At 36.9% G+C, this 18,986-nt stretch carries 17 protein-coding genes and 1 riboswitch; of the genes, 3 read left to right on the forward strand and 14 right to left on the reverse strand.

What is annotated here, in order from left to right; all coding sequences use genetic code 11:
* Window positions 1–2: 2 nt before the first annotated feature.
* Genes B5E95_RS03900 through lysA form a run of 6 tightly spaced genes read right to left on the reverse strand, consistent with a single transcriptional unit; the run spans window position 3 to window position 6,111 of the window.
* On the reverse strand, window positions 3–1,178 hold the full coding sequence (locus B5E95_RS03900; protein WP_087235618.1) for an aminotransferase class I/II-fold pyridoxal phosphate-dependent enzyme: 1,176 nt from the start codon (window positions 1,176–1,178) through the stop codon (window positions 3–5).
* A 20-nt stretch (window positions 1,179–1,198) separates the two neighbouring features.
* A complete protein-coding gene (gene dapB / locus B5E95_RS03905; RefSeq protein ID WP_025006158.1) occupies window positions 1,199–1,978 on the reverse strand; it encodes a 4-hydroxy-tetrahydrodipicolinate reductase in 780 nt (259 codons plus the stop codon).
* Window positions 1,971–2,906 (reverse strand): 4-hydroxy-tetrahydrodipicolinate synthase, encoded by a 936-nt coding sequence (gene dapA, locus B5E95_RS03910; RefSeq protein WP_087235619.1) that lies wholly within the window; start codon window positions 2,904–2,906, stop codon window positions 1,971–1,973. The genes dapB and dapA overlap by 8 nt, the downstream gene beginning before the upstream one ends.
* A 1-nt stretch (window position 2,907) precedes the next feature.
* Window positions 2,908–4,062: an N-acetyldiaminopimelate deacetylase gene (locus B5E95_RS03915; protein WP_087235620.1), complete on the reverse strand. Its 1,155-nt coding sequence runs from the start codon at window positions 4,060–4,062 to the stop codon at window positions 2,908–2,910.
* Window positions 4,063–4,064: 2 nt separating this feature from the next.
* Complete coding sequence (gene dapD, locus B5E95_RS03920; protein ID WP_087235621.1) at window positions 4,065–4,775, reverse strand: 2,3,4,5-tetrahydropyridine-2,6-dicarboxylate N-acetyltransferase; 711 nt, start codon at window positions 4,773–4,775, stop codon at window positions 4,065–4,067.
* Window positions 4,776–4,794: 19 nt separating this feature from the next.
* The gene (gene lysA / locus B5E95_RS03925) at window positions 4,795–6,111 is read right to left on the reverse strand and encodes a diaminopimelate decarboxylase (RefSeq protein WP_087235622.1); all 1,317 of its coding nucleotides are present in this window, start codon (window positions 6,109–6,111) and stop codon (window positions 4,795–4,797) included.
* 93 nt (window positions 6,112–6,204) lie between these two features.
* Window positions 6,205–6,377: riboswitch (Lysine riboswitch) on the reverse strand.
* Between the two features lie 204 nt (window positions 6,378–6,581).
* On the opposite strand from lysA, the gene B5E95_RS03930 reads away from it, so the two are divergent.
* The gene (locus tag B5E95_RS03930; protein WP_087175812.1) at window positions 6,582–7,955 is read left to right on the forward strand and encodes an aspartate kinase; all 1,374 of its coding nucleotides are present in this window, start codon (window positions 6,582–6,584) and stop codon (window positions 7,953–7,955) included.
* Window positions 7,948–8,952, forward strand: coding sequence for a diaminopimelate epimerase (gene dapF / locus B5E95_RS03935; protein WP_025006164.1), 1,005 nt, complete (start codon window positions 7,948–7,950; stop codon window positions 8,950–8,952). The genes B5E95_RS03930 and dapF overlap by 8 nt, the downstream gene beginning before the upstream one ends.
* A gap of 42 nt (window positions 8,953–8,994) precedes the next feature.
* Here the strand turns inward: dapF and yjeM are convergent, their stop codons facing one another.
* From yjeM to rpsO, 8 genes are all read right to left on the reverse strand, one after another.
* Window positions 8,995–10,503 (reverse strand): glutamate/gamma-aminobutyrate family transporter YjeM, encoded by a 1,509-nt coding sequence (gene yjeM / locus B5E95_RS03940; protein ID WP_087235623.1) that lies wholly within the window; start codon window positions 10,501–10,503, stop codon window positions 8,995–8,997.
* Between the two features lie 123 nt (window positions 10,504–10,626).
* Entirely contained in the window at window positions 10,627–11,217 is a 591-nt protein-coding gene (gene yihA / locus B5E95_RS03945) for a ribosome biogenesis GTP-binding protein YihA/YsxC (protein ID WP_087235624.1), read from the reverse strand.
* Window positions 11,207–12,481 carry an ATP-dependent Clp protease ATP-binding subunit ClpX gene (gene clpX, locus B5E95_RS03950; RefSeq protein ID WP_087235625.1) on the reverse strand — a complete coding sequence of 425 codons (1,275 nt, stop codon included), beginning with the start codon at window positions 12,479–12,481 and terminating at the stop codon, window positions 11,207–11,209. The genes yihA and clpX overlap by 11 nt, the downstream gene beginning before the upstream one ends.
* A gap of 130 nt (window positions 12,482–12,611) precedes the next feature.
* A complete protein-coding gene (gene tig / locus B5E95_RS03955) occupies window positions 12,612–13,943 on the reverse strand; it encodes a trigger factor (protein WP_087235626.1) in 1,332 nt (443 codons plus the stop codon).
* Window positions 13,944–14,087: 144 nt separating this feature from the next.
* A complete protein-coding gene (gene tuf, locus B5E95_RS03960) occupies window positions 14,088–15,278 on the reverse strand; it encodes an elongation factor Tu (protein WP_025005019.1) in 1,191 nt (396 codons plus the stop codon).
* Between the two features lie 189 nt (window positions 15,279–15,467).
* Window positions 15,468–16,301, reverse strand: coding sequence for a tetratricopeptide repeat protein (locus B5E95_RS03965; RefSeq protein ID WP_087235627.1), 834 nt, complete (start codon window positions 16,299–16,301; stop codon window positions 15,468–15,470).
* 2 nt (window positions 16,302–16,303) lie between these two features.
* On the reverse strand, window positions 16,304–18,076 hold the full coding sequence (locus B5E95_RS03970) for a ribonuclease J (protein ID WP_025005021.1): 1,773 nt from the start codon (window positions 18,074–18,076) through the stop codon (window positions 16,304–16,306).
* A 159-nt stretch (window positions 18,077–18,235) separates the two neighbouring features.
* Window positions 18,236–18,505, reverse strand: coding sequence for a 30S ribosomal protein S15 (rpsO, locus tag B5E95_RS03975; RefSeq protein WP_003628079.1), 270 nt, complete (start codon window positions 18,503–18,505; stop codon window positions 18,236–18,238).
* A 196-nt stretch (window positions 18,506–18,701) separates the two neighbouring features.
* Here rpsO and rpsT point away from each other — a divergent pair, with 196 nt between their 5' ends.
* Window positions 18,702–18,959 carry a 30S ribosomal protein S20 gene (gene rpsT, locus B5E95_RS03980; protein WP_014919008.1) on the forward strand — a complete coding sequence of 86 codons (258 nt, stop codon included), beginning with the start codon at window positions 18,702–18,704 and terminating at the stop codon, window positions 18,957–18,959.
* Window positions 18,960–18,986: the final 27 nt, after the last annotated feature.

Below are 18,986 nucleotides of genomic sequence, written 5' to 3' on the forward strand. Positions count from 1 at the left end.
TTTTATTCAACCTCTTGTAAAAAATCATTCATTCTCTTCATTGCTTCTTGTAAGTTCTCATCGCTAGATGCATATGACAATCTTACATAACCTTCACCGCCAGGACCAAAGGCACTACCAGGAGTTACGCCTACCTTAGCTTTGAAGGCCAAGTCTAATGCAAATTGCATATCATCTTTACCATATTGAGATGGGATTTTCGTAAAGATGTAGAAGGCTCCTTCCGGCTTTACTGCTTGCATCCCCATCTTATTTAATTTTTCTAAGACAAAATCTCTTCGTTTTTGGTAAACTTTGCGATACTCCACTGGATCATTTAATCCATTTTCTAATGCTTCGATCGCTGCGGCTTGGGATGAATCAGTTGTCGTTGTTACCATTAAGCCGTGTACTTTACCAATTTGATCCATAATTTTAGCAGGTCCTGTAATGTATCCTAAACGATAGCCAGTCATCGCATGGGACTTGGATAAACCAGAAATATAAATTGCTCGCTCAGGAATCAAACTAGCAATAGAATGATGCTCAACACCATAAGTCAAAGTACTGTAAATTTCATCAGTAATAACGTACAAATGATTTTCTTCAATTACCTTAGCCAAAGTCTTAATTTCATCTTCTGTATATTCCACGCCTGTTGGATTAGTTGGATAATTTAAAATCACGGCTTTAATTGTCGGATTTTCTTTAATAGTCTCAGTCAATTTTTGCGGCGTTAATTTGAAATTATCTGCAGTTGTGTTCATCAACACGTAACTGGCATCGGCTAAAGTAGCAACTGGCCAATATAATGAAAAGACTGGCGTTGGAATAGCTATCTTGTCACCAGGATTAGTAATAGCAAAAAGTGCAGCGTTGATCGCTTCTGTAGCACCAACTGTAACTACAATTTCTGTTTCTGGATCGTATTTAACGCCGATAGTCTTATCTAAATAGTTGCTAATAGCTTGTCGCAATTCTAATTTTCCTTTTTGAGGAGCATAGTGTGAATCATTATTTTGGATGCTTTTAATTGCGGCTTCTTTAACATGTTCAGGCGTATTCATATCAGGCTCGCCTAAAGTTAATTTGATGATTCCTGGAATAGTTGAAACCTTATTATCAAAGATTCTAATTCCTGAGGCTTTGACATTTTGTACTTTTTGGCTAAAACCTAAATCATTAGCTAATTCCGGCATAATCTTTCCTCCCTTAGTCTTTAAAGGATATTTTCTAAACCAATTACTAATTCATCTAATTGGTCAACTTTTTCTAACGCCACTTTTACTCCACTCATAAATGAGCCACGATCAAATGAATCTTGACGAATAGTTAATGCTTCACCTGGTCCCCCAAATAATACTTGTTCATGTGCAATATAGCCAGGCAGACGAACTGAATGAATCTTGATTCCTTGATAATCACCACCGCGAACATTTTTCAAGGTTTCCACTTCATCTGGTGCTGTTTGATGTTCAGGACGATTTTCAGCAATCATCTTAGCTGTAGCAAGCGCCGTTCCGGACGGAGCATCTTTTTTATCAGCGTGATGCATTTCAATAATTTCAACATCTGGGAAATATTTAGCAGCTTCTTTTGCAAATTTCATCAACAAAACTGCGGACATTCCGAAATTGGGGGCAATCAGACCGCCTACTTTTTCTTTTCTTGAAAGTTCAATCAGTTCTGCTTCTTGCTCATCACTCATACCGGTAGTACCTACTATTGGTCTAATATGATGTTGCAATGCAAATTTTACATTGTCATATACTGCCTTAGGTGTAGTAAAGTCGATCCAAAAGTCTGCTAAATGATCAGGAATTTCTGTTAGGCTCTTAAAAATTTTAGCGTCTGCAGGCAAATGATATTGTTCAGGATTATTTTCGGCAATTGGAGAAAGTCCTGCAACTACTTCAAAGCCTGGCATATTGTTAACTAAATTCACGGCTTTTTGCCCCATGGCCCCCGTAAAACCTGCAATTAATACTTTTTTAGTCATTTTCAAGGTCCTTTCCTAAATCTAGTGGCAATTTTTGCAATAAAGCTTTATCTTCTAAGCCTAAATGCTGGGCTAAAGTTACTTTTTCTTCATCATTCAAGGCAACTAAAGGCAAACGACAATCTCCTGTTTCAAAACCTTGTGCATTTAAAACTGCCTTTACTGGTGATGGAGATGGATACATGAACAGAGCTTGCATTCTAGGCGTTAACCAACGTTGAATTCTTGCTGCTTCGGGATATTTTCCTTCATATAAAGCATCATACATCCGGCGCATTTCTTTAGTATAAATATGAGAGGCTACGGAAACGACACCATTTGCTCCGAGCAATCTTGCAGTTAAGGCTTGGGTATCTTCTCCGGTAAAGACTTGAAAATCTGCTGCTTTATGATCGATGATGTATTCCATTTCTTCAAGGGATGCACATTGCTTAATTCCCTTAATATTATCTAATTTAGATAATTGAACAACCGTCTCTTTTTCCATCTTAACGCCGGTTCTGCCTGGAATATTGTAGATTAAAATTGGCATCTTAACGTTGTCATTCACTGCAGTAAAGTGAGCAACCATGCTGCGTTGATTTGGCTTATTATATGGCGGTACAACAACCAATGCATAATCAATGCCGTCAATTTCTGCCACTTCATTGGTAAATTTAATTGTTTCAGCAGTATTATTGCTACCAGTTCCGGCAATCACAACAGCACGGCCATTAACGATTTGACCAAAGTGTTTATACAATTCGATCTTTTCATCATGAGTCAAAGTCGGGGTTTCACCGGTCGTACCACCTATCACAAAGCCATTACAGCCTTGCTCAATTAAGTAATTGGTTAATTTTTCCAAACTATCAAAATCAATCTTTTTATTCTCATCAAATGGCGTCACAATTGCCGTCAATAAATCTGCATCAATTAATGTAGCCATATTAGTTCCCCATTCTATCGATTAAAAATCCCTTAATTGCGTTAACTCCGCGCATAATACTCTTTTCGTCTGGATTCAAAGTTGCTGAATGCAGCTGTGAATTTGGATCACCAACACCTAGCCAAAACATTGTTCCTGGAAATTTGGCAAGTAAGAAGCCAAAATCTTCTCCTGTCATTTTTGGCTTAGTTTCAACAAAATCCACTTCCGGATTATTCTTCATATAATTAATGAAGTTTTTAGTTAGCTCTGGATTATTTTCTACTGGCCAATAACCACCCTGATTTAACTCAAGATTTACTTTCATGTTATAGCTACGAGCTATACCTTCACATAGATCACGCAACCGTTGATCAATTTGCAGAATCATTTTTTGCGTTAATCCGCGAATTGTTCCTTCAATCCGAGTCTGTCCAGCGATTACATTTCTAATAGTTCCAGCTCTAACCTTACCCAAAGTGATAACACCGCTTTGAATTGGATCGATACTTCGTGAAATAACCGTTTGTACTTGCATAATTAGACTAGCAGCAGCCACCACAGTGTCATTAGCATTCTGCGGAAAAGCCGCATGACCGCCCTTACCAACCAAATCAATGTTAACTTCAGTAGTTCCTGCAAATAATGTACCTTCACGACAACCAATTGTTCCAGCCGGTAATTCAGGGTTATCATGCAAGCCATAGAATTCATCAGGTTTAAACTTCCCCTGAAAGATTCCTCTTTCATATGCTTTTTTACCGCCACTTTCACTTTCTTCAGCTGGCTGGAAAAAGAACAGCATATTATCCTTAGGCTGATTTTCACTGAAATAACTAAGTAGTCCTAATGCAACACTCATGTGAATATCATGACCACAGGCATGCATGACTCCTGAATGCTTTGACGAAAAAGGTAAATCTGTTTTCTCCTCAACTGGTAACGCATCAATATCGGTCCGATAACCAATTGTTCTTTGCGGATTGCTTCCTTTAATTAGTACCAAAATCGCTGTTGGTAATTCTTCTGGTACTTTTACAGTTAAAAACTCTGAATTAAATCCCTTAATTACTTCTAGTAAATAATCATGTGTCTCTTTTTCTTGTAAAGCTAATTCAGGAATTTCATGCAAATGCCTTCTAATTTGAATTAGCCCGCTTTCAGTTAAAACTGCCATAATTAAATCTTTCTCAAGTTATCTTCTAGTCCTGTCTTGCTCTCAGTTTGATCGTCAACCTTTTTAATTACTTTAGCAGGAATGCCAGCTACCATCGTATGTGGTGCTACATCATGAGTTACGACTGCACCAGCGGCAATTACGGCACCTTCACCAACATGGACACCTTCGATCACTACTGCATTGGCACCCATTACTACGTTGTCGTCAATCTTAACTGGAGTAGCAGAAGCTGGTTCAATTACGCCTGCTAAAACGCTGCCTGCACCGATATGGCAATGCTTGCCGACGATTGCACGTCCACCTAAAACAACCCCCATATCAATCATGGTATCATCACCTATTTCAGCACCGATATTAATAATCGCACCCATCATGATGACTGCATTTTTACCAATAGCTACCTGATCTCGAATAATAGCACCTGGCTCAATTCGCGCATCAAATTTCTTCATATCAATCAGAGGCACAGCTGAATTTCTAGCATTATTCTCAATACGATAATCTTGAATCTTGTTGTAATTTTCTTTTAAAAATGGTTCAACATCTTTCCAATCACCAAAAATCACTCCGGAATGTACTTCAGTGAAATTGTCGATTCCTTCTGGAAACTTAATTTGATCAAGTCGTCCCTTAATAAAGACCTTAACTGGCGTTTTTTTAGGAGCATTGCCAATATAATTGATAATACTTTTTGCATCTAATTTCGTCATAATCTTTCCCCTTTAAAAATTAATCTTCATTATTATATGGTTGATCTAAATGAACTAAATCTTCTAGACTTTCTCGTTTAATGACTAGTTGAGCCTTGCCCTTTTCTGCAAAAACAACAGCTGGACGAGCATTGCGGTTATAATTTGAAGCCATTGAATAACCATATGCTCCAGTATCAAGCATTGCTAAAAGTGAGCCTGATTTAGTTGCTGGAAGTGCTTGATCTTCAGCTAAGATGTCACCACTTTCACAATATTTACCAGCGATTCTGACATGTTCAGTCAATTCAGCTCGAGGATCAGTAGCCAAAACTGTTTCATATTTTGCATCATATAGAGCTGGACGAATATTATCACCCATACCACCATCTACAGTTACATATGGACGATGACCTGGAACAATTTTGCGACTCCCTGTTGTATATAAGTTATAACCGGCTGGTCCTACGATAGAGCGACCAGGTTCAATATCAATTTCTGGAAGTGGAAATGAGGCATTCTTAGCTTCTTCTTTGATAGTTTTAACAATTGCCCTAACAAATTCTTCTGGCTTTAATGGATTATCTTCTGCAGTATATTTAATACCAAAGCCACCGCCGACATTAATTACTTGAGCAGTATAACCATATTGACTACGCCAATTTTCAGCAATTTCCATTAATTTTTTAGCAGCCATTTCAAAACCATTCAATTCAAAAATTTGTGATCCAATATGAGCATGTAGCCCGATCATATTCATTCTTGAGTTAGCTAAAACTTGTTCTAAGGCTAAATCGGCTTGACCAGATTCTAAGTCAAAACCAAATTTACTATCGACCTGACCTGTTTGATCATATTCATGTGTATGAGCTGAAATGCCTGGCGTAATTCTTAACATGACATCAATTTTGGTATCTTGTTCACGTAAAACCTGATCCAATAACTTAATTTCATGAAAATTATCAACAATAATTTTGCCCACATGATTTTTAACGGCCATTTCAAGTTCTGACTTGGACTTATTATTACCGTGAAAACTGATTTTCTCTACTGGAAAATGTGCTTTCAAGGCTGTATATAACTCTCCATCTGAAACCACATCAGTGTAAGCTCCTTCTGCTGCAGCTACTTGGTACATCGCTATACAAGCAAATGCTTTGCTGGCATAACTGACGGCATACTTTACATTTTCTTCTTCAAAAACCTTTTTAAAAGCTCTAATTTGATTACGAATTTGCTCTACATCGTATACAACAAGAGGTGTGCCATACTTTTTAGCTAATTCAACTGTATCAACACCGCCAATAGTTAAATGTCCTGCTTGATTGATCTGATTTTCTAAAATTTGTGAATTCATATCTTGCCCCTAGTCTCTATCCATGCGAAGCACCCAATAAAAAAATCCATTGTCTGCGCTAAACAAACAATGGATTAGTCTTCACTTAATCTAATGGTCGATAGCGCTCCGCGAATTTTGTCCGCGACAGTCCGTAATTTATTCAATCACGACCCAGCTTATCCCTTTAGCCTGGTTTAAGCTTCGGCAACCTCCCCTTTCGCAATTAGTCTTCGTTTTGCCTAACTCGTAATTGCTACTTATGTCAGTTGCGCCTCTTCGATTTACATGTAGTCTACATTTTTATTAAATTTTAGTCAATACTTTTTTATTGATTTTTAATTTATACTATATATGCTTTTCTATTCAAGGCCAGTATTTTCAACTTTTTGTTGCAAGATTAAAAAATAATGCTAAAATTCAAATTAATTTAGTTTGGATCCATTTTTAAATTAACGAATTATGAAATTTCACTTTAAGGGGATTATGTTATGAAAGTAGTTAAGTTTGGTGGTAGCTCTTTAGCTAACGGACAAAATGTAGAACAAGCATTAAATATTATTTTAAGTGATCCTGAAAGACGCGTAATCGTAGTTTCTGCGCCAGGTAAAAGAAACGATGACGACATCAAAATCACAGATCTTTTAATCAAGTACGCCAATATGACACTTAAGAGTGAAAATACTGATGAAATCGTCCAAACCATTTTTATGCGTTATCAAGAAATCGGGCATTTCTTTGGTGTAGCTGACGAAGAACTTAAGGTTATCAAAGATATTCTTTTAGCTTTACCTAGCAGAAATTATCCTAATTCGAGCTACTTAATGGCCGCTTTTAAAGCTCACGGCGAGCGTCTTAACGCCCGTTTAATTGCCATGATATTGCAACATCAAGGTGTTAAAAGTCGCTTTCTTGATCCAACAGAAGCGGGTTTAATCGTTACAGGCGAACCTAACGATGCATTGGTCAATCCGGAAAGTTATCTCAATCTTGACCAAGTAAAAATAGAACCTGATGAACGGGTTATTTTCCCTGGATTTTTCGGTATCACCCCATCAGGTAATATTGCCACATTTTCACGTGGTGGATCCGATATTACTGGGGCGATTCTAGCTCGCGGATTTCATGCAGATATGTATGAAAACTTTACAGATGTTAACGGAATTTTTGCAGCTAATCCGCATATTGTAGATAATCCACAATCCATTAGGAAAATGACTTATCGCGAGATGCGAGAACTATCTTATGCGGGCTTCTCTGTTTTTCACGATGAAGCTTTGATTCCCGCTATTCAAGGCCAAATTCCTATCAACGTAAAAAATACTCATGAGCCTGATCAACCTGGTACTATCATCGTTCCAGACAAGGACTTTGTACCAGATAATGTTATTACTGGTGTAACCAGCCAAAAACAATTCTCAGCTCTTTATTTGCATAAATATTTGCTAAACAAAGAAGCTGGTTTTACTTTACGTATCCTACAAATCTTGTACAAGCACAATGTGCCATACGAACACATGCCTTCTGGTATTGATGACATCACAATTATTTTTAACAATGATTTCCTAAATGATCAGCTAATTGATCAAATTTGTAATGAAATTCAAGCAACAATCAATCCAGATCAACTTGAATGGATTGACGATTATGCCATTATCATGGTCGTTGGTGAAGGAATGAAGAAATATCATGTTGTTAGTCGCCAAATTTTAGATTCTTTAGGTGATCACGATATTTCACCTCGCATGATCAACCAAGGTGCATCCCAAATCTCAATGATGATCGGAACCAAGAAGGAAAAGGCAGACGAAGCAGTTAAAATTATCTATCAACAATTTTTTACGAAGGGAGAAAATCATGGTTAAGTTATTAAAAGTACATGGGTCACAAAATCATTTCTTTATCCTTGATCAAACCGAATTGAAGCAAGAATTGTCTGATTCTGAACTAAAAGAATTAACTATTAAGCTTACAGATTCACAAACTGGTCTTCTTGACGGTGCAGACGGTGTATTAGTAGTCAATAAGCCAGTCAGAGAAAATGCTTTGGCCCAAATGCGTGTTATCAACGCCGACGGTAGTGAAGCTTCAATGTGTGGCAACGGGCTTAGAACTGTCGCTCGTTATTTAAGTGAAAAGTACCAAAAAACTAATTTCTTGGTTGATACAATGAATGCTAGTCTCCGCGTTAGAAAAGACGATGACTTTGCCCCAAGCGTTCCTGCCTTTGCAGTTGAAATTTCGCCTGTCCATTTCAATAAAGAAGCCTTGCCATTTGATAATTTAGGACATGATCGTCTAATAGATGATTTTGCCCCTGAACTTTATCCCGGTTTACGTTTTTCTTCTATTGCCGTGCCGAATCCCCATTTAATTAGCTTTGTTAATCAAAAACAAATAACAGGTCCTATCCTAGGAATCGTCGGTAAGCGACTCAATAGTGAGAATCCTTACTTCACTGATGGTGTTAATGTTAATTTTGCTCAAATCCTTGATAAGAATCGCTTATTTGTGAGGACTTATGAACGCGGTGTTGGCTTTACCAATGCTTGTGGAACTGGAATGTCTGCTACCTCATTAGCATTTTGTTTAACCAAACCAGAAATGGCAGAATTTGACACACCAATCAACGTTTACAATCCAGGTGGCATGGTAAAAACCATTGTTCACTATGAAGACAATAATTACTGGATTGAACTCATTGGAAATGCGACCTTTACTCATCAAATTTCTATTGCTGAAGAGGATTTAAGAAATAGGAACTTTGCTAATGCACAAATTACTGAAACTAATGAGCAAACCGCCTATGAAAGATTTGTCGATAATTTACCTAAATTCAACGACATTACAACTTTAGCGTAATCAAAAAGACTTGCTTTTTTTTAAAGCAAGTCTTTTTTGTATTTAATTTAAATCGGTTAAACCATGTTTTTTCTTTGAAGTACGATAAAAAATATAAGCTATTAAACCAAAGAAAATAGGTCCAAATCCAGTCCAGAAAGCTGTCGCATATCTGTGTTCCAAAATTGGTTGTAAAACTGTAAATATAATACCCGTGCAAACAATTATTTCAACAAATACTACCAGCGCTACTGTCCATTTATAATTCGTAAATACTCTAAATTTACGCGAATAATCTTTCTTTAAGAAAAATGGAAATGCACCTATCAAAAAGATATATGGTGCAGTTGCAGCAACATTACCCATATCGGTCAAAATTTGATAAAAGCTTGTAGCTGCACTACCACCGAAGGAAACGACCGCAATTAACAAGCAGACGAAAACAGTTTGAGCCCACATTGCATTAGCAGGAATGCCATGTTTGTTTAATTTAGTTGCAGCCTTCGGCCAAAGACGTGGATCAGACCCCATGATAAAGGACTTAACGGGTGAATATAGTAATACGAAGAAAGCACCCATCATTCCCATTAATCCTGATAAGGCAATTGCTCTCGTAAAGATTTTACCAATCATTAAACTAGTCTGCGGATCCAAATGTAAGGCGGTACCGAACGCTTTACCCAAAGTCCCGTAAACCACATAAGTAATATTACCTGTGTTAGCACCGGTTTGAACGATATCCTTTTGATAATTAACCGAAAAACCGGTCATAAAGATCATTAAAACATAAGAAATAATCGTAAACAAACTACCGATAATTAAGCCCTTAGGGAAATCTTTTTCGGGATGCTTCATACTGTCAATTACCCCACCTACGGTCTCCATACCACCATATGCAAATACTGCATAGACAACAAAGGAAATAATAGTAATTGGAGTTTGGAAATCCTTATTAGGTGAAATAATAAAACTCTGCCAACCAGTGATTGGCTGTGCTAATTGTCCATGATTCATAATGATGACTAACAAACTAGATAAGATAAAAATCAAGTTCATCCCGATCATAAACCAGCCACCAATTGAGGACATGATCTTAATTCCAGTCATCCCTCTTGAAGACAAGTATGTAGATACAATCATGAATAGAATTGCCAATACACCTATTAGCTGTGTTCCATGTAAATCAAATAAATTCCAACTCTGAGTTGTATCTTTACCAAAAATTAGCGCTGAAATCGAAATCCAGAGTCTTGAGGCACTAGATACTAGCCAAAGTACCCAGTTAGCCAGCCAAACAAAAGTCCCGATAAAGGCCCATTTTTCGCCAATAGAGCCCGCAAGCCAGGAGTAAATTCCACCTTTTGCATCGTGAAAGGCTGAACCATATTCTGCCATCATTAATCCAGCTGGAAAGAAAAAACAAATTCCGGCTAAAATAAACCAAATAATTCCGGCATAAGTCATTTGCCGGTATGAAACCGAGACATTACCGAAACCATAAACCGTAGTTATGATCATTAAAACCAGGCTTAAAGTAGTTAATGTCTTTTTCTGTGTTTTATTATCATCCAAGATGAAGCCTCTACTTTCTTTACTACACTTTCAATTTTAGCACCCTTTCTTTTAAGTAAATTTATTCTAATAATCATCTCATAAGAAAAAGCTGCTAACCTCAGTTAACAGCTTTCTCATTCTTTATTTACTAATTTTTTCTTCAATCCAGTTGCCCAGTTCTGCAACATGCAATTTAGTTACGGAACTGAATGTCAAAACCGTTACATGATCATAATTAAGATCTATGTTCTTTTTCAAACGGGACATTACTTTATTTACTTGGCTCCTTTTTATTTTATCAATCTTCGTACATACAACTAAAATAGGTAAATTCAGATATTGAGCATAATTATACATTGCAATATCATCTTTAGTTGGTTCATGACGCGAATCAATTAAAATTACTAATCCCTTTAAGTTGGGTCTTGTTTCCAAGTAATCTTGAATCATCTCACCAAATTCTTGGCGTTTCTTTTGCGAAACTCTTGCATAACCATACCCTGGTACGTCTACAAGATAAAACTCATCATTTACTAGATAGAAATTCAAGGTTTGCGTTTTACCAGGCTGTGAAGAGGTTCTAGCCAAGTTTTTTCGATTAAGTAGAGTGTTAATCAGACTTGACTTTCCAACGTTTGAGCGGCCTGATAATGCAATCTCAGGCAAATCATCCTTAGGATATTGATCTTCTCTAACTGCACTGACAGCATAACTACTACTTTTAATTATCATTAGCGCCTACCTGTGCTTTACTACTTTCTTTTTTATCCTTTTTACGAATAACCTTAGGTTCAGCATGACGCGTAATTACATCTTTGGTTACCTCAACGGCTTCAATGTCTTTTTCACTTGGAGTCTTGTACATGATATCCATAATTGAATTTTCAATTATAGTTCTTAAACCACGTGCCCCCATATTTCTTTGAATTGCCAAATCAGCAATTGCTTTAAGCGCACCATCAGTAAACTTAAGGTCAACACCATCAAGTGAAAGTAGCTTCTTATATTGCTTAACCAAAGCATTCTTTGGTTCAGTTAATACTCTTACCAAATCTTCACTGTTAAGCTTATCTAAAGTTGTGATAATTGGAATTCTACCAATAAATTCAGGAATCATTCCAAATTTAACTAAATCTGCTGTAGTTAAATGACGAGTCCAATCATCTGCATCAATTTTATCAACTTCATTTTCAGCACCGAAACCAATCGTCTTTTTACCTAATCTATTCTTAACGATTTGTTCAATACCATCAAAAGCCCCACCAACAATAAACAGAATGTTAGTGGTGTCCATCTTGATCATTTCCTGTTGTGGGTGCTTACGACCACCTTGAGGCGGAACTGAAGCAATAGTACCTTCTAAGATCTTCAGTAATGATTGTTGTACACCTTCACCTGAAACATCACGAGTAATTGAAACATTCTCAGATTTCTTAGAAATTTTGTCAATTTCATCGATATAAATAATGCCGCGTTGAGCACGTTCCAAATCGTAATCTGCATTTTGCAATAATTTTAGCAAGATATTTTCTACATCTTCCCCAACATAACCAGCCTCGGTTAATGTGGTTGCATCTGCAATTGCAAAAGGTACATTTAAGATTCGAGCTAAAGTTTGAGCTAAATAAGTCTTACCTGATCCAGTAGGACCAATCATTGCAATATTAGACTTCTGTAATTCTGTAGAAGAATCAACATCCATTTGACTGATTCTCTTGTAATGATTATAAACAGCAACAGATAATACCTTTTTAGCACGATTTTGGCCAATTACGTATTGATCAAGTTGTTTTTTAATTTCCATTGGTTTTGGTAATTGACTTGCAGTTTTAACAGAATCTGCACGTAATTCATCATCAATGATTTTTTTAGATAAGTCAACGCATTCATTGCAAATATAAACGCCATTACCAGCGATCATTTTTTTGACTTGGTCTTGAGTTTTACCACAAAAAGAACATTTAATCTCTTCTTGATCTGTAAACTGATTTGCCATTATATTTCCTCCCTATACCTACCAAAATAGATTATCATAAATTAACATATTTTGATAAATATTAAGCTTAAATATCAAAAAAAGCGGCCTAAAGCCGCTTTTTAATGAGAAATCAGTAATAATTTATTTATTACTTACTTTCCTTCTTGTCTTCTGCTTCTTTTGCTTCAAGCTTTGCCTTAGCAACTTGCTTAGCATTATCAGTAACAAGATCCATAGCCTTACGTACAGTGATGTCGTGACTTAACATGTCGTCTGACAAAGTGTTACGTACAGTCTTTTCATCCATGTTGTATTCAGCAGCAAGGTCCTTGATTTCCTTATCAATTTCTTCCTTGGTTGCCTTAAGGCCTTCTTTTTCAACAATAGCTTCAAGAACTAAGTTAGTCTTAACTCTTTCAGCAGCGTTCTTAGCAAATTGTGAACGTAATTGTTGTTCATTAGTATTGGTCAACTTGTAGTAAGTTTGTGGATCAATACCTTGACGTTGCATGTTACCTAAGTATTGGTTCAATTGAGTATCAACGTCGTCTTGAATCATTGCATCAGGAATTTCATCAACAGTAGCGTTCTTTACTGCACCTTCAATAGCTGCTTCTTGAATAGCATCGTTTGCAGCTTGTTCCTTTTGATCCTTCAATTGCTTCTTGATCTTGTCTTTTAATTCATCAAGAGTATCTACTGAATCATCAACATCCTTAGCAAACTCGTCGTCTAACTTAGGAAGTTGCTTTGACTTAACTTCGTGAATCTTAGTTGCAAAGTGTGCTTCTTTACCTGCTAAATCCTTTGCACCGTAATCCTTAGGGAAGGTTACAACAACATCAACATCGTCGCCTGCTTCGTGACCGATAAGTTGATCTTCAAAGCCAGGAATGAATGCGCCTGAACCTAATTCAAGTGAGTAGTTTTCAGCTGAGCCGCCTTCAAATTCCTTGCCATCAATAGTACCCTTGTAATCGATGGTTACAGTGTCGCCCTTAGCTGACTTACCCTTCTTAAGTACAAGTTCAGCATTTTGTTCACGGCGCTTATCAAGTTCAGCATCAACGTCTTTTTGGTATACACGAGTATTTTGCTTTGGAACTTCGATACCCTTGTAGTCGCCTAACTTAACTTCTGGTTCTACAGTAACAGTAGCCTTCATAGTCCAGTCTTTATCTTTGTCCATTGATACTGGAACAATTTGTGGTTGACCAACTGCAGCAATACCTGCTTCCTTAACAGCAGCAGAATATGCATTTGGCAATACAATGTTTAAAGCATCTTCATATAATGCTTCTTCACCATAGTATTGATCAAAAATAACACGAGAAACGTGACCCTTTCTAAAACCAGGAACACGTAAGTTTTTCTTAACTCTTCTAAAAGCTTGATCCAAACCTAATTTAATTTCATCTTTTGAAATATCAAAAGTAAGTTCACCGGTTGTTTTACCGGTCTTTTCCCATTTTACAGACATTAATAAAATACCTCCAATGTCAAGTTTGAGTTTGCTTCTTGCATACTAAGTTATCTTACCTTAAACTGGCACAAAAAACAAATCTAAAAGAAAAAAGATGCGCTCCTGTGAAGAAGTGCATCTTTTTTGCTATATCGTTAGAAATTAGTCAAGGATTTCAGTAACCTGACCGGCACCAACGGTACGACCACCTTCACGGATGGTGAACTTAGTACCCTTTTCGATGGCAGCTGGCTTAATCAAAGTAACAGTGAATTCAGTGTTATCACCAGGCATAACCATTTCAGTACCTTCTGGCAATTCAATTTCACCAGTAATATCAGTGGTGTGGAAGTAGAATTGTGGACGGTAGTCTGAGAAGAATGGAGTGTGACGTCCACCTTCTTCTTTCTTCAAGACATAAACTTGAGCCTTGAATTCCTTGTGGGTTTGGATTGAGCCTGGAGCAGCCAATACTTGACCACGAACAACTTGGTCACGGTCAATACCACGAAGCAATACACCAACGTTATCGCCGGCTTCACCTAAGTCCAAAGTCTTGTGGAACATTTCCAAACCAGTAACAACTGACTTAAGAACCTTGTCTACCAAACCAACGATTTCGACTTCATCGCCGACCTTAACAGTACCACGGTCGATACGACCTGAAGCAACAGTACCACGACCAGTGATAGTGAATACGTCTTCAACTGGCATTAAGAATGGCTTGTCAGTTTGACGTTCTGGAGTTGGGATGTATTCATCAACGACGTCCATCAACTTAAGAATTTGTTCTTGAGCTTCCTTGTCGCCTTGTAAAGCCTTCAAAGCTGAACCACGAACAACTGGAATATCGTCACCAGGGTAATCGTATTCAGTTAACAAGTCACGAACTTCCATTTCAACCAAGTCGATCAATTCTGGGTCGTCAACCAAATCGCACTTGTTTAAGAATACTACGATGTAGTTAACACCAACTTGACGAGCAAGCAAAATGTGTTCACGAGTTTGTGGCATAGGACCATCAGTTGCAGCAACAACTAAGATAGCACCATCCATTTGTGCAGCACCGGTAATCATGTTCTTGATGTAGTCGGCGTGGCCTGGAGCGTCCATGTGAGCGTAGTGACGATTTTCAGTTTCGTATTCTACGTGGGCGGTGTTAATAGTGATACCACGTTCCTTTTCTTCTGGTGCAGCATCGATTTGTGAGTAATCTTCAGCCTTAGCCAAACCCTTGTCGGCTAAAACAGTAGTAATAGCCGCAGTTAAAGTGGTCTTACCGTGGTCAACGTGACCGATAGTACCAATGTTTACGTGTGGCTTAGTTCTAACGTAATGTTCTTTTTCTGCCATTAAAATGACCCTCCTGTAAATTTGCAAGAAGTCCGTTGAGATAAGTTAACGGATAATTCTCTGTTGAATATTGTACTACTTTCTTCGGCAATTGCCTAGTAAAAAAGCTTAAGCTAAATTGCCTAACGAAAATATCCTTTGCTAATTATACTAAATACTTTGAAAATGTAAACCTTTTTTACCTATTTTTTAATTTGTAAATTTTCGATAAATTTTTTCAAATAAATCTTGATGAGTTCTGCCATTTCTTTGTTGCAAATAAGCTACCAAATCGCTAGCAAAACTATCAGGTTCATCTACATAATCATCTAGCTTAGGGTACAAACTACCTAATACTAAATTGGTTTCACCAATCATAAGCGGTAATTGACTAGGATTATGACTAAATTTAGCCCCAATAGCTGAAATTATCTCTTTGTATTTAGGGGCTTTTTCTAAAAGCAAAGTATCTGCAGGAATAAATTCGGTTAAATCATCCAAAACCCACACTTTAAATTTATCTTTCAACTTTAGTCTAATAAGATCTTCACAAAGAGATAAGCGCACAGCGAATTCTGAAATAGGTTCTAATAAAATACTTTGAGCAAAAGTTGTAAAATTAACCAAATTTAATTTATGCAAGCTTTCATAATCCATTTGGTTAACCTGCTTTTTTGCCTTAAAGGACTGCATAATTTGCTGTTGCTTTTCTTCAGAAACAGGCTGCACCTTAAAAGGTAATTCGAACCCTGTAATTTCTTTTAACTGTAAAGCTTCTATTAAAAAGTTATTTTCCTTTAAAACTTTACAATACATCCGATATACTTGCTTATTAGAAAAAAGATCAGGCTCTTCTTTAATTAAAGCATAGGCCTGATCTTCTTGTTTATTTGCACAATAGAGATCACAAAGCTCCAAGATCACATCTAATGAACGCTCTCCTCGCAATGCTTCTTCTAAATTTTGAATTGCCGCAGCAAGATCTCCCTTGTGCTTATTTTCTTCAGCAAGTTTCAATAAATTCTTTTGACTTACTGATGTCATAATTATTCTTTCTTTTCTTTATTATTTCTTGTTTTATTGTTTGATGAATGTGATTTGTTATTTTCTTGCTTTTTTTCATTACGCTTTTGCATAGCACGATGACGGTTTTGGTTTACTTCCATCACAACTGGCAAAATAACGGGACGACGATTTGTTTTCTTATATAAGAATTTCTCCAAATCGCTGCGAATATCTTGCTTTAATTCTGTCCAATCAAACTTCTTGTGCTCGAAGTTGCTGTTAATTGCCTTTTTAATCACATCAATTGAATCATTCATCAACTGTCTATTGGCTTTAATATAGACAAATCCACGGCTAGTTACTTTAGGTTCTGCGATAATCTTTTTCTTTTTACGATCAATTGTAACTACAGCAATGAAAATACCATCATCAGAAAGCACTTCTCGATCGCGCAAAACAATGTTACCTACATCACCAACACCTGAGCCATCGATCATAGTGTCTTCACCAGGGACAGGATCAGATAAGTAGAAGCGTTTCTTCTTAAAGTCGTAGTCTAAGCAATCACCATTTTTAGTAATATAGATATTCTTAGGACTCATACCAGTCTTAATAGCCAAGCTACGAACAATTTCTAATAATCTATACTCACCAATAACTGGGATTAAGAACTTAGGCTTTAAAGTATCAATCAATAATTGAATATCACGACCGGTTGCATGCCCACTAGTATGCATGTTGCGGCCCAATTGAATAACTGTTCCGCCTGCTTTATAGACAAGGTCACTGGTTTCAGCCACCATAGTTTCAACGGCATGAGATGGAGTTGTAGCAATAAAGACTAAATCACCATCATGAATAGTAATCATACTATGGCGATTCTTAGCCATTTTTTGTAATGAGTTAAGTGGTTCACCCATTCGACCAGTTTCCAAAATAACTGTTTGATTATCTGGCACGGTCTTTAAATCCTTAACTCGCATTAAAAGGCCATCTGGCACATCTAAATAGCCTAATTTCATTGAAGTTCTAACAATTTTAGCCAAATCACGACCAGTTAAAAGTACTCTCTTTCCAGTAGCTTTAGCTGCGTTTAAAACTTCTTGCACGCGATTCAAATTAGATGCCTTAGCTGCAACGATAATTCGACCAGTTGCATTTCTAAAAACATTAGTTACAAAGTTACCAATATCTTGTTCTGAAACATTAGGATATGAAGCTTCCGCATTTGATGAATCACTTAAAAGAGCAAGAACTCCTTTTTGTTCAATTTTAGCTAAGCGATCCATATCAGTCCGGTAGTTGTCGGCAGCAGTTGGATCAAACTTGAAATCACCAGTATAAACGATCTCACCTGCTGGAGTATGAACATCAATACCTAATGAATCAGGAATTGAGTGGGTAGTATGGAAGAATGAGATACTTGCATTCTTAAAATCGATTTCGGTATCTGCATCAATTACGTGGAATAAACTATTTTTGCGATGCTTATTTTCACGTTGAACTTCTATCTTGGCAAGTTCAATACTTAATTGAGAACCAAATACTGGAATATCATACTTACGCAAAATATATGGCAATGCACCAATTGAATCAGCATGCCCGTGCGTTAAAAAGATTCCTGCTACTCGGTCTCCATATTGTTCAAAGAAATCAAGATCAGGAATTACTACATCGATACCGAATAAAGAACTATCAGGATACTTCAGTCCGGCATCAAGAACAAAAATTTCATCATTAACCTGAACGGCAAACATGTCTTTACCCTGTTCACGTACACCGCTCAAGACCATAATCTTTAGTTGATTAGCCATTATATTTCCTTTTCTATATTAAAATTTTTAATTTTTTATGGATCTAAAAGATCACAACGTAAAAATATCTGTTTCAATTTTAGCATAAAGGAGGAAAATATGACAGATGCAAAAAAAGCCAACCCTATGGTTGACTTTTCTTTCGTTATGATTAAGAAATTAACGACGAAGACCTAGCTTCTTGATCAATTCACGGTAACGGTTAATGTCGTTGTTTTCTAAGTAACGAAGCAAGTTACGACGGTGACCGATCTTCTTAAGCAAACCAACGTATGAGTGGTGGTCGTGCTTGTGGCTCTTCATGTGGTCAGTCAAGTTGTTGATGTCTGCAGTTAAAAGAGCAACTTGAACTTCTACAGAACCAGTGTCGCCTTCGTGAGTTGCGTATTCTTTAATAATGTTGTCTTTTTCAGTTTTTGAAATTGCCATAAAAATTTCACCTTTCATAAATAATTGCCATTAACAACGTTTACCGTCGGTGTGAGCGGGTAAACAGCGTTAACGGTTCACTTGAACTATATTACACAATATTTTTTAAAAAAGCAAGCTCAAATTATCTTGCATCCCAAGTGGTTCTTAAGTATAATGGATGAAGTAAATTTCTAAATCATTGGAGGTGAATTTCATGCCACAAATCAAATCAGCTATCAAACGTGTTAAGACGCAAAACGCTACTAACAAACGCAACGCTTCTGAATTGAGCAAGTTAAGAACTGCTGTTAAGAAGTTCAAGAACGCTGTTGAAAGTGATAGTAAAGAAGACGTCTCCAAATTGCATTTAGAAGCTGTTCGCGCTTTGGACAAGGCTGCTTCAAAGGGCTTAATCCACAAGAACAAGGCTGCTCGTGACAAGAGTCGTTTAACTAAATTAGCAAACAAGTAATTTTACTTATTACTAATCAAAAAGAGA

Origin of the sequence: Lactobacillus gallinarum (assembly GCF_002160635.1) — a bacterium.
Lineage (GTDB): Bacteria > Bacillota > Bacilli > Lactobacillales > Lactobacillaceae > Lactobacillus > Lactobacillus gallinarum.

Excerpts from the sequence above, each read along its gene's own strand:
- clpX (WP_087235625.1), bottom strand. The coding sequence starts at position 12,481 with ATGGCAAATCAGTTTACAGATCAAGAAGAGATTAAATGTTCTTTTTGT.
- dapD (WP_087235621.1), bottom strand. The coding sequence starts at position 4,775 with ATGACGAAATTAGATGCAAAAAGTATTATCAATTATATTGGCAATGCT.
- rpsO (WP_003628079.1), bottom strand. The coding sequence starts at position 18,505 with ATGGCAATTTCAAAAACTGAAAAAGACAACATTATTAAAGAATACGCA.
- tuf (WP_025005019.1), bottom strand. The coding sequence starts at position 15,278 with ATGGCAGAAAAAGAACATTACGTTAGAACTAAGCCACACGTAAACATT.
- B5E95_RS03965 (WP_087235627.1), bottom strand. The coding sequence starts at position 16,301 with ATGACATCAGTAAGTCAAAAGAATTTATTGAAACTTGCTGAAGAAAAT.
- dapB (WP_025006158.1), bottom strand. The coding sequence starts at position 1,978 with ATGACTAAAAAAGTATTAATTGCAGGTTTTACGGGGGCCATGGGGCAA.
- B5E95_RS03970 (WP_025005021.1), bottom strand. The coding sequence starts at position 18,076 with ATGGCTAATCAACTAAAGATTATGGTCTTGAGCGGTGTACGTGAACAG.
- tig (WP_087235626.1), bottom strand. The coding sequence starts at position 13,943 with ATGTCTGTAAAATGGGAAAAGACCGGTAAAACAACCGGTGAACTTACT.
- dapA (WP_087235619.1), bottom strand. The coding sequence starts at position 2,906 with ATGGCTACATTAATTGATGCAGATTTATTGACGGCAATTGTGACGCCA.
- B5E95_RS03915 (WP_087235620.1), bottom strand. The coding sequence starts at position 4,062 with ATGGCAGTTTTAACTGAAAGCGGGCTAATTCAAATTAGAAGGCATTTG.
- dapF (WP_025006164.1), top strand. The coding sequence starts at position 7,948 with ATGGTTAAGTTATTAAAAGTACATGGGTCACAAAATCATTTCTTTATC.
- rpsT (WP_014919008.1), top strand. The coding sequence starts at position 18,702 with ATGCCACAAATCAAATCAGCTATCAAACGTGTTAAGACGCAAAACGCT.
- B5E95_RS03930 (WP_087175812.1), top strand. The coding sequence starts at position 6,582 with ATGAAAGTAGTTAAGTTTGGTGGTAGCTCTTTAGCTAACGGACAAAAT.
- B5E95_RS03900 (WP_087235618.1), bottom strand. The coding sequence starts at position 1,178 with ATGCCGGAATTAGCTAATGATTTAGGTTTTAGCCAAAAAGTACAAAAT.
- lysA (WP_087235622.1), bottom strand. The coding sequence starts at position 6,111 with ATGAATTCACAAATTTTAGAAAATCAGATCAATCAAGCAGGACATTTA.
- yihA (WP_087235624.1), bottom strand. The coding sequence starts at position 11,217 with ATGATAATTAAAAGTAGTAGTTATGCTGTCAGTGCAGTTAGAGAAGAT.